This window comes from Phaeobacter sp. CECT 5382 (genome assembly GCF_001457775.1).
GTDB lineage: Bacteria > Pseudomonadota > Alphaproteobacteria > Rhodobacterales > Rhodobacteraceae > Pseudophaeobacter.
The window spans coordinates 123879-135377 of sequence record NZ_CYSG01000010.1; the positions used below are offsets into that span (position 1 = coordinate 123879).

Annotated in this window: 7 protein-coding genes; 4 read left to right on the plus strand and 3 right to left on the minus strand. The window is 59.0% G+C overall.

Translation table 11 applies throughout. The features are described from left to right. Nucleotides 1-3: 3 nt before the first annotated feature. Nucleotides 4-753, minus strand: coding sequence for a DsbA family protein (locus PH5382_RS12400; protein ID WP_231751870.1), 750 nt, complete (start codon nt 751-753; stop codon nt 4-6). A gap of 41 nt (nt 754-794) precedes the next feature. Beyond that, on the minus strand, nt 795-2174 hold the full coding sequence (locus PH5382_RS12405; RefSeq protein WP_058334698.1) for a M48 family metalloprotease: 1380 nt from the start codon (nt 2172-2174) through the stop codon (nt 795-797). Here PH5382_RS12405 and PH5382_RS12410 point away from each other — a divergent pair. The 3 genes from PH5382_RS12410 to PH5382_RS12420 all read left to right on the plus strand — a co-directional run bounded on the left by PH5382_RS12410 (nt 2173) and on the right by PH5382_RS12420 (nt 7415). Then, the gene (locus PH5382_RS12410; RefSeq protein WP_058334699.1) at nt 2173-3318 is read left to right on the plus strand and encodes a pyridoxal phosphate-dependent aminotransferase; all 1146 of its coding nucleotides are present in this window, start codon (nt 2173-2175) and stop codon (nt 3316-3318) included. The two genes, PH5382_RS12405 and PH5382_RS12410, sit on opposite strands and share 2 nt — an antisense overlap. 158 nt (nt 3319-3476) lie before the next feature. Further along, a complete protein-coding gene (locus tag PH5382_RS12415) occupies nt 3477-4712 on the plus strand; it encodes an N-acetylmuramoyl-L-alanine amidase (protein ID WP_058334700.1) in 1236 nt (411 codons plus the stop codon). A 198-nt stretch (nt 4713-4910) separates the two neighbouring features. Then, nucleotides 4911-7415, plus strand: coding sequence for a penicillin-binding protein 1A (locus tag PH5382_RS12420; protein ID WP_058334701.1), 2505 nt, complete (start codon nt 4911-4913; stop codon nt 7413-7415). A 105-nt stretch (nt 7416-7520) separates the two neighbouring features. Here the strand turns inward: PH5382_RS12420 and PH5382_RS12425 are convergent, their stop codons facing one another. Beyond that, nucleotides 7521-10001, minus strand: coding sequence for a Hint domain-containing protein (locus PH5382_RS12425; protein ID WP_058334702.1), 2481 nt, complete (start codon nt 9999-10001; stop codon nt 7521-7523). A 303-nt stretch (nt 10002-10304) separates the two neighbouring features. Here PH5382_RS12425 and prfB point away from each other — a divergent pair, with 303 nt between their 5' ends. Further along, nucleotides 10305-11429: a peptide chain release factor 2 gene (prfB, locus tag PH5382_RS12430; protein WP_058334703.1), complete on the plus strand. Its 1125-nt coding sequence runs from the start codon at nt 10305-10307 to the stop codon at nt 11427-11429. The last annotated feature ends 70 nt before the right edge of the window (nt 11430-11499 follow it).

Here is an 11499-nt window from a genome sequence, read left to right on the forward strand (position 1 = left end):
GGGTCAGCTGTTTTCGGCGCGTTGCTCGTCGACCAGTGCCTTCAGCTGGTCAGCGGGCAGGTAGCCGCGCAACAGCTGATCACCCAGAACGAAGGTCGGTGTGCCGGAAATCGCCATGTTCTGAGCCAGGGCACGGGTGCGGCGCAGCTCTTCGGTGACAGCCTCTGTATCCATCTGCGCCAAAATCGCATCTGCATCCAGCGACAGGCCCTCGGCCAAGCGGCGCAGAGTCACTTCATTGGGCTCGCCACTCAGGGCGACCAGTGCGTCATGTACCTGATAGTAGGCATCGCCTCCGGCCAGCTGCCGGGTGGCCACCGCAAAACGTGACGCCAGAACCGAGGCCTCACCCAGGATGGGGAATTCCTTGACGATCAGACGGATGTTTCCGTCTGCTGCAAGCAATTTGGCAACTTCCGGTGCCGCCTTGCGGCAATAGCCACAACGGTAGTCCATGAATTCGACCAGCGTGATATCGCCGTCGGGGTTGCCGCCTACCCAGGAATAGCCGTCATTGTGCAGCTCTTCCAGATTGGCTGCGACCATGGCCTCATCACGGGTTGCCTCATCTGCTTGCTGACGTTGTTCCAGCAGGCTTACGGCCTCGAGGATCAGCTCCGGGTTTTCCAGCAGATAGCTGCGGATTTCGGCGCCAAAGGCGGCGCGTTCCACCTTGGTCATCTCGGTGAAATCAAAAGCCTGCGCGGGCAGGGTGGTGGTCACAAGCGCCACGGCTGTTGCGGCCCCTGCCATCGTACGGGCAACCATGCGTGCCGTCATACGTGAAAGACGTCTCATCTTCTTTTCCTTTTCTCACTCTGTTCAAAGGCCACAAGCACATCCTGTGCCCGACGCCAGGTGGCGGAACCACGTGGCAAAAGGGCGCTGGCGCGTTTCGCGTGCAGCCCGGCATCATTCAGCCGCCCGGCAAGGGCGTAGCGTTCGGCAGTCACCAGCGCCGCCATACCGGTTTGACCGGTCTTGGCATAGGCCTGGGACATATCCCGCAACAGCAAGGCGTTGCGAAAATCCAGATTTCTTGATTTTTCCATCGTCCGCAGGGCCGCCTTGGGTTCCCCGGCGGCCAGTTGCGCCCGCCCGTACCCAGCAAGCACCAGAGAATCTGATGGCGCTAGCTGAACGGCGCGTCCGTAGCTGGATTTGGCTGCTCCCCAGCGGCGGTTCTCCATCAGGATCTGGCCTTTCAATTCGTGGTAAAACGCATCCTGAGGGCGGATCGCCAAGGCACCATTGATGGCCGTCAGCGCCTTTTTCAGATCCCGGCGGCGGTGGTGTGCGATGGCTTCGCGCATCAGGCGGATGTCTTTGTGGCTTTCTTCCTTGGCGCGGCGCATCGTCCATTTGGGCGACCGGGTGAAGGCCGACAGCTTGCCTTGTAGCCGCGCAAACCAATAGTCGCCCTGCGGGTTGGGCTTGCTGGTGTCGCCATAGCGGGCAAGATAGGCCTCGGCGGCGCGCATCCGGTCCCGGCTCATCGGGTGTGAGCGCATATAGGGGTCCTGGTTAGTGCGGCTCAGAACCTCCTGCCCGGCAAAGGCGCGATGCAACTCAACCAGCCCCTTGGGGCTGATGCCAGCTTGGTTGAGATAGCCCGCAGCAGAACGGTCCGCCGAAGATTCTTCGGCGCGGGTATGCGAGAGAAAGCCGCGCAGTGCGGAGCTTTGCGTGCCAATAGCAATCCCGGCTGCCGCCTCATTACCGCCACCTGCCGCTGCTGCCAGCACAGCCAGAGCAAGCCCCAGCCCTGCTGCATTGCCGGCCGATCGCATGTTTTGCATGCGCCGCGCCAGGTGGCCATTGGTGATATGCGCGGCCTCATGGGCAATCACCGCCTGCAGCATATCGGCATTCTTTACTTTCAGGATCAGGCCATAGTGCACAAAGATGGTCCGGCTATCGATCACAAAAGCGTTGAAACTGGGGTCATCCACCAGCAGGATCCGAACGCGTTTTGCGTTCAGCCCAGCTGCGCGCAGGACCGGAGCTGCCAGCCGTGACAATCCCTGTTCGATATCGGCATCTCGCAAAAGGCTGATTGAAGCAGCTTGCAGGCTTGTGGCCGCATAGACAAGCATGCAAAACACCAGCGCCGGGATCGACATCAGTCGGGAAAATCGGTCAATAGTCATATGCGTACCATGGGAGATCAGCATGCGAAACTCAAGCAGGTCAAACGTCGATCCCTTCATTGTGATGGATGTGATGGAATCGGCCCGTCAGGCCGAAGAGAGCGGGCGCCAGATCATTCACATGGAAGTGGGGCAACCTTCAACAGGCGCCCCTCAAGCTGCCCGTAATGCTGTAGCAGATGCGCTTGAAAACAACAGCTTGGGCTATACGGTGGCCCTCGGTCTGCCAGCCCTGCGCCAGCGCATCGCAAAGCTGTATGGTGAATGGTACGACGTCGATCTCAACCCTGAGCGCGTGGTGGTGACACCGGGCTCCTCCGGCGCCTTTCTGCTCAGCTTTACGGCGTTGTTTGACAGTGGTGATCGGGTCGGAATCGGAGCCCCCGGTTATCCGTCCTATCGTCAGATCCTCAAGGCATTGGGATTGACCCCGGTGGACATCGAAACCGCCGCAGAAAACCGCCTGCAGCCGGTGCCGACCGATCTGTCCGGTCTGGATCTGGCGGGTCTGATGGTAGCATCCCCCAATAACCCGACGGGCACCATGCTGGACCATGCGGCGATGGGGGATCTGATTGCGGCCACTCAGGACCAGGGTGCCGCCTTTATCTCGGATGAGATCTATCACGGGTTGGAGTATGAGGCCAAAGCGGTCACCGCGCTGGAGTTGACGGATGACTGTTATGTAATCAACTCCTTTTCAAAGTTCTTTTCCATGACCGGCTGGCGTGCGGGCTGGATGGTCGTGCCAGAAGACCACGTGCGGGTGATTGAGCGTCTGGCCCAGAATATGTTCATCTGCGCGCCGCATGTCAGTCAGGTCGCGGCTCTTGCGGCGCTGGATTGCCAGGATGAGATGCGCGAGAACCTTGCGGTCTATGCCCGCAATCGCCAGCTGATGATGGAGGGCTTGCCAAAGGCCGGTTTTGACAAGATTGCGCCCCCCGACGGGGCTTTCTATATCTATGCTGATGTGTCGAATCTGACGACGGACAGTCGCCGCCTTGCCGCAGAAATCCTGGATGGGGCCGGTGTCGCTGTGACTCCTGGGCTCGATTTTGATCCGTTGCGCGGTGCAACAACGCTGCGGTTTTCCTATGCGCGTTCAACGGAAGACATCACAGAAGGGCTTTCTCGCTTGACGGCGTTCATAGCGGCGCGCGGCTGAATTTCGCCAGCACCTACAAAGGTTTGAATAGGGTGCTGGCTTGCCCTGCAGGCACTGTTTAGACTGAAGTTCAACGGTGCGGATGTGCTAGACGTGTTTCAGGCAAAGAGCGTCGCAGGCAAAGAACGTTCCAGGCAAAGAGCAAAGGCAAGGTTGAAATGAGCAGATTGCATGGGGTCGCGACCGGGCTTTTTCTCGCTGCGAGCGTTGTTTTGGGCGGCGCTGCCGGGGCGCAGGAGTTCAGCGGTTTGGCGCGGGTGGATGCCAGCCGCAGCCGGATCGAAGATCACCGCAAAGGAACGGATCTGAGCCTCGGGCTCAGCCAGGGGGTGCCCTTTCGCCTCTTCACCTTGAAGGAGCCGCCCCGTCTGGTTCTGGATTTTCAGGAGGTCGACTGGACCGGTCTGAAAGCGGAGGCATTTGACAAGGGCAAGAATATACTGAGCGCCCAGTTTGGCACCTATGTTCCGGGATGGTCCCGGATGGTGCTGCAACTCGCCGCTCCGATGCAGGTGGCATCGGCTCAGATGGAGGTCGATCCGGTCACGGCAGCGGCGCAGCTGAATATTTCCCTGCACGCGACGGATCTGGAGAGTTTTGAAAGATCTTCTGGTGCGCCGCAGGATGCGCGCTGGGACCTGCCCACACCCGAGCCGCTGGCCTCTCCTGTGCCGCGCGATGACAATTCTCCCCTTTTGGTGGTGCTTGACCCCGGCCATGGCGGCATCGATCCGGGTGCCAAGGCAGAAGGCGGTATTGAGGAAAAAGATCTGATGCTGCAGTTCGCGCTGGAACTGGGTGAAGTCCTGGTGCGGTCAGGTCAGTTTGCGGTCCAGGTGACCCGTGATGGCGACTATTTTGTATCTCTGGAGCGACGCACGGCGCTGGCGCATCAGGCCGGGGCGGATCTGTTCATATCGCTGCACGCAGATTCACTTACGCAGGGGCATGCGCATGGCTCCACCGTCTATACCCTCTCCCAGGAGGCCTCGGATGCGGCCTCAGCGAGCCTGGCCGAGCGTCATGATCGCAGTGATCTGCTCTCGGGAAGTGACCTGAGCGAGGCGGATGATCTGGTCGCCGGGGTGATGCTGGATCTGGCGCGCCAGGAGACCCAGCCGCGCAGCGAAACCCTGGCTGCGGCGCTGGTCAAAGGGCTCAAATCACAAGGCGGTCCTGTCAACCGAAAGCCGTTGAGATCGGCCGGGTTTTCGGTGTTGAAATCTGCTGATATCCCTTCGGTTTTGCTGGAAATCGGCTTTCTGTCCAGCGCCCGTGATCTGGCAAATCTGCAGGATCCCGACTGGCGTGCCCAGACGGCGCGTGGCATTCTGCAGGGGCTGATAGAATGGCGGATCCGTGACGAAGCACAGCGCGCGCTGGTGCGGCAATAGCCGCAGATAGTTGTTGCTGGCGACACTGTCGCAGGTTGGTTTCTGCCGAGGTGATACCCTCAGAAGGGCAGGCGGGTTGATTTGCGGTTCACAGTGGGGGAAATTTCCCCCTTTGGCGGCACATATCCGCTGTTTCCGCTTTTGACCCCGCGCGCCTTGCCACCTATATAGGCGGAACCGTGCGAGAGAGGCCCAACTGTGCTCAGGTTCATACTATCCTTCTTTGGTTCCATTTTTAGTACCATCACCCTTGGCATTGCCATGGTGGCGCTGACCATTGGCGCGGTGTTCTGGATCTATGGGCGGGATCTGCCCAGCCATGAATCCCTCTCGCAGTACCAGCCGCCCACCATCAGTCGGATCTATTCCGGTGAGGGGCGCCTGATTGATGAATTTGCCAAGGAACGCCGCCTGTTCACGCCCTCTGCGGAAATCCCGAATATGGTGAAACAGGCGTTCATCTCTGCGGAAGATAAGAACTTTTATACTCACAACGGCTATGATGCACGCGGGATCGCCGCCGCTGCCGTCGAAGCGGTGCGGTCGCGTGGCGGCAATGTGCGGGGTGCCTCGACCATTACCCAGCAGGTGATGAAGAACTTTCTGCTGTCAGGGGACCGTAAAGCCGCCCGCAAGATCAAGGAAATCATCCTGGCAACCCGTCTCGAAGAGACGCTCGACAAGGACCGGATCCTAGAGCTGTATCTCAACGAGATTTTTCTGGGTCAGAACTCTTACGGGGTGACAGCTGCTGCGCAGAGTTATTTCAACAAAACCCTAGGCGAGCTGGCCCCGCATGAGGCCGCGACCCTGGCCTCGATGCCTAAGGCGCCGGGCAAGTTTCATCCGGTGCGCGGCAAAGCACGTCTGACCGAACGCCGCAACTATGTGCTGCGTGAGATGTTTGAAAACGGCTATATTTCCGAGGCTGTTTACAAGGTCGAGGTCGAACAGCCGCTGCGGTCTGTGCAAAACGGTGATTTTGAAAGCTTCCGGACCACCCTGCCGCCGCGGGACTATTTCTCTGATGAGATCCGCCGCCAGCTGTCCGAGGACTTTGGCGAAGGTGAATTTTTCACCGGTGGTCTGTCAGTGCGGGCAACGATTGATGCCGAAATGCAGACCGAAGCCGCTGATGCGCTGCGCTCGGGCTTGCAGAAATACGACCGTTCGCGCGGGATCTGGATTGGCACTGGCGTCACTCTAGATCCGGAGACCCTGACGAATGAAGCCAGCTGGCGCGAGGCTCTGGGTGCGGCGGAAGTCTCCCGCGATATCACTTTGGGTGGCAAATGGCTGCCTGCAGTCGCGCTGGAGGTTGGCGACAAAAGCTTGACCGTCGGGGTCGAAGGGCAGACAGGAGCCGGCTCGGTGCCGCGCGCCGACATCAAGTGGATGAAGGGCAGCTTCAAAGACAATATCACTCGTGGCGATGTGGTGTTGGTGCGGGCAGAGCTGAACAAAGATGGCTCTTTCAAGCATTGGTCACTGCGCCAGGTGCCTGAAGTTCAGGGCGGTTTCGTCGCCATGGACGTGAACTCGGGCCGGGTTCTGGCAATGCAGGGCGGGTTTTCCTATCAGCATTCGGTGTTCAACCGCGCCACACAGGCGCAGCGCCAGCCTGGCTCTAGTTTCAAACCCTTTGTCTACGCGGCAGCACTCGACAGTGGCTATAGCCCGGCGACGATCGTGGTTGATGCCCCGATCGAGATCAATACGCCGCAGGGGCTGTGGCGGCCCAAGAACTCATCCAACAAATTCTACGGCCCGACTCCGCTGCGCACGGGGATCGAACAGTCCCGTAACCTTATGACTATCCGCTTGGCCCAGGAGGTCGGCATGCCGGTGGTTGCTGGCTACGCTGAACGCTTTGGTGTCTACGACAACATGGGGGCCTTCCTTGCCAATTCTTTGGGGGCGGAAGAGACCACGCTTTACAAGATGGTGGCGGCCTACGCGATGTTTGCCAATGGCGGCGAACGGGTGCAGCCAACTCTGGTGGACCGGGTGCAGGACCGTTTTGGGCGGACCATCTATCGTCACGATGACCGTGACTGTGTCGACTGTTCGAGACCGGATCTGACGCCGGGCCAGTCGCCGCGTATCGTGACGGACCGGGAACAGGTGATGGATCCAATCACTGCCTATCAGCTCAGCTCGATGATGCGGGGCGTGGTGGAGCGCGGCACGGCGTCCAGCGTGATCAATCTGCCGGTACCGACGGCAGGCAAGACCGGCACCACCAATGATTCCCGCGATGTCTGGTTTGTTGGCTTTACCTCCAACATCGTCGCTGGTTGCTACATGGGTTTTGACCAGCCGCGCCCGATGGGGCGGGGGGCCTATGGCGGCACCATGTGTGGTCCGGTGTTCCAGCAGTTCATGAAGGTCGCGACCGAGAAATTTGGCGGCGGTCCGTTTGATGTGCCCGAAGGTGGACATTTCATCAAGATCGACCGCTTCACCGGCGCGCGTCTGCCCGACAGCGCCTCTGGAAACTATGTGGTCGCCGAGTATTTCCGCGACGGCGCCGAGCCGATCTTTGGTCTGGCCTTTGATGGCGGCTTTGCCATGGGATCGGACCTGCCGCTAATCGAAGAAGTGCAGCAATCCGGTCGGCAAGTCACCACATCCAGCGGCGGCACAGCGGTGCTGGGGCCAAAAGCAACCTTCGGGACCATCACTTCGGGCGGGCAATACTAGACGAGGGACAATACTAGGGGCAGTACTAGACAAATGTCTCAGCCTGTCGCAGGCGGAGACAAATGGGGCCTCGTGTGCTGTGTAGCCGCGTTCCTGCCTGCCGTATTAGCTCATCATCGCCATCGTTTCGTACCGGGTTAGGCATTGCCGCGCCGTCGGGCCAAAACCCTGAGGATCTCCGCGCAACTCCGGCATGCAATTAAACAGGCTATAGAGCGCGGGCCCGCCGAGCGCCTCGAGCGCCTGATCGCCGGGGAAAAAGCTTTCTGTGGGGCAGTCTTCGGCAAAAATGATTTCGTGTTGATCCAGCAGCAGATGCACATAGGTGACCATGCCACCGGGCTGGCGGTGAATGCTGTGGTCATTGATCAGATGACTGGCCGCCGACAGAACTTCACCGCTGCCGAAGAGTATGCGGGCATTGGCCCCTGTCAGCAGCATGCGGTGCTGTGGCGACACCAACAAATCTCTGCTGGTTCCCAGCGTGCCCGCATCAAAGCGTATCGGCGCCCAGTGTCCCGTCGCGGGCACTGTCGTCTTGCCAAGCCAGCGCACCGGCTGGAAGCCGTTGTCGCGGGTCAGGACCAGGTCGCCCGGTTCCAACTCTTCGACCGGAACTGCACCGTTGGCGGTTGAAATCCGGGTGCCTTCGACAAAGCAGATGATGTTTTCGATATTCATGAAGGTGACAGTTGATCCATCAAGCAGGGTAGCATTGCCGCTCATGGTGCCGTCACTGCTGGTGGCGGTGATGTTCAGACTGCCCGGATCAAGAAGGCCGTTGAAATCCAAGGTGTCCCAGTCGGTGCCGCCTTCGCCACCGTCAATGGTGATGCTGGCACTGCCAGTTTCTCCGTTATCGGTGATGTAGAAATCATCGATATCATCGCCGCCTGCGGCTGTGTCGCCCTCGGAAACCAGAAGGGTATCATTTCCGGTGCCACCGTCCAGTGAATCGCTGCCGGTGCCGCCCGCAAGCGTATCCGAGCCCGCACCGCCAATCAGTGTGTCTGCGCCACTGCCACCAGTGATTGCATCATTCCCAGCACGGCCATCCAGGCTGTCATTGTCGGCCCCGCCAAGCAGGGTGTCGTTGCCGCCATCGCCGAAAATGGTGTCGTCGCCATCGCCACCATCCAAATAGTCGTCATGTGGGTCAGGCCCGACCACAGGCAGGGTGAATTCAACATCTGTGACCATATAGTCTGACCCATCGGTCATATCGGTCTGCATGTTGGAGGTGAGGACCAGTTGGTCGAAATCACCATGGCCACTGATCGAGATGGTGGCGGTCCCGCTGCCCGCGCCATCTTCGGTGAAATCACCCTCGGCGACCAGGGTGCCATCGTTGTAAACGGCCCAGTGCCCGACTTCGCTGTAGGCATTCGTATAGAGATGACGCACACCAAAGCTGATTTCCTCGACAGGCTGGTCAAGGTTCACCAGAAGGGCTTCGGATTCACCTGTAGCAGTGTCATAGCCGATCTGCTGTGTCACGCCGCTGTCACTGTCGGTAACCGCACCGGCCACGCCAAAATCGCCATTGAAATAGTCGATAGATCCGGCCCCGCCGCCGATGGCCTGCGCTGTAACGGAGTAGCCGGTGGCGGCTTCGCCGACGTTGCTGCCGGTTATATGGACATGCGTTGGGGTAAGATCGGCTTCTTCCGAGGTGTCGCCATAGATGAGGTCATTCCCCTGGCCACCAAGAATGCTGTCGGTGCCACTGCCACCAAATAGCACGTCGTTTCCTGATCCACCGATCAGGGTATCGTTACCCGCATCCCCGTGCAGGGTATCGTTGCCGCCAAGGCCATCCATATAGTCGTTGCCATCCCCCCCATGAAAATCATTGGTAAAGGTGTCGCTGGAACTGGTCGAGGATTGGTTGAAACCTGTGATCGTGTCGTCAAAAGCTGAGCCCAGGACGCCATCCATTCCTGCGAAGCTGTCACCGGCAGCCTCGCCGCCGGAACTGATCCCTGTCGCGAGGTTGACGTTTACCGCAGACTCGGAGTTGGAGTAGTCGGCGTAGTCCAACCCCTGTCCGCCACTCAGATGGTCGCCGCCTTCTCCGCCTTCGATGGTATCGTCTCCGGCCTGTCCGGACAGAACGTCATTGCCAGTGCCCCCGGAGAGAGAGTCGTCACCGCTGCCCGCGCTGACGGTATCATTGCCGCCCCCTGCCAGAACGGTGTCATCCATCCCAGCAGTGCCTCCACCGTAGCCATCATCAATTCGGTCGCCGTCACTGTCGACAAAACTGCTGTCGATGACGTCCGCTGTGGTACTGCCTTCGACGACGCCATCCGAACTGGAATACTCCGGGGTTGTCGCAGCGGTGGCCGAAGTCACCGTATCGGCCAGACCATAGGAGGGGACGAAATAGACATTGCCATCATCCGCCAGATGATAGGTTCCGGGTTCCTGCGCATTTGTGTATGGCGTCCCACTGGTTGTACCGCTCCAGGTCCATTGGCCGGCCCCCAGAACTTCTTCTGACGTGAAAGTACTATACGTGTTTGCAATGCTGTCGCCGCTATTGAGCACGGGATCGGCCATTTGCACCTGATAGCCGGTTGCCATGTTACCACCTTTTTTGAACAAACACCGAAACCCGCCAGAATACGGGACCTTGGGGAAAATGCCCGATAAAGGTTTCTCTTGCGTTTGTGCCTTTCAAAGACGGGATCTAAAAAAACATTGCCTTTTAGAGACTTCGCGCATGGCTTGAGCTCCATCCGAAGCCGGGCAGGCAAAACCCTGACCCTCTCCAGGGCATCAGCCTAAGAAACGAGACCGCGGCGGAGCTGGTTGCGGGGCGCTGCTTGCCCGCAGCCTCCGGGTGGTCTATCACCCGTGCTTGATACGTAAGTTCAAGGAAATGACATGCGCGCTGAAACCCAAAACACCGTGGTCGAGATCGAGAAGTCGCTGGAGCTTCTGGCCCAGCGTTTGAATTGGGAAACAGCTGAATACCGGCTGGAGGAATTCAATGCGCGCGTTGAGGATCCAAATCTCTGGGACGACCCCGAAGCGGCTCAGAAACTGATGCGCGAGCGTCAGAACCTGGTGGATGCGATTGATACCTACAAAGGCATCAAACAGGATCTCGCGGATAACATCGAGCTGATTGAGCTGGGCGAGATGGAAGAGGACGCCGAGGTCATTACAGATGCCGAAGAGGCGCTGAAGGCGCTGAAGACAAGTGCTGCCGAAAAAGAACTCGAGGCCCTGCTGGATGGTGAAGCCGACAGCAATGACACCTTCCTTGAAATCAATTCGGGCGCGGGTGGTACGGAAAGCTGCGACTGGGCCTCGATGCTGGCACGGATGTATGTGCGTTGGGCCGAAAAAAAGGGCTACAAGGTGGAGCTGCAGTCGGAAAGTGCGGGCGAAGAAGCCGGTATCAAGTCTGCGGCCTATAAGATTACCGGGCACAATGCCTACGGTTGGTTGAAATCCGAAAGCGGCGTACACCGCCTGGTTCGGATTTCCCCCTATGACTCCGCTGCCAAACGACACACGTCCTTCAGTTCTGTCTGGGTCTATCCTGTGGTGGACGACAATATCGATATTGAGGTCAACCCGGCCGATATCCGAATTGATACCTATCGCTCCTCTGGGGCAGGTGGTCAGCACGTGAACACCACCGACTCAGCGGTGCGGATCACCCACCACCCCACGGGTATCGTGGTGACCTCGTCAGAGAAGTCGCAGCACCAAAACCGCGATATTGCGATGAAAGCCCTGAAATCGCGCCTTTATCAGCAAGAGCTGGACCGGCGTAATGCGTCTATCAACGAAGCCCATGAAAATAAGGGGGACGCGGGCTGGGGCAACCAGATCCGCTCCTATGTTCTGCAGCCCTATCAGATGGTCAAGGATCTGCGCACCGGCCACGAGACATCTGATACCAAAGGCGTGCTGGATGGCGATCTGGACGGCTTTATGGCAGCGACCCTGGCAATGAATGTCGCGGGCAAAAGCCGCTCCGAAGCACAGGGAGACTGACCGGGGAGACTGACTGGCGCTCTTGCCGGGGCAGAACAGGTAAGCCAAAATATTTAGAACAGCTGAACCG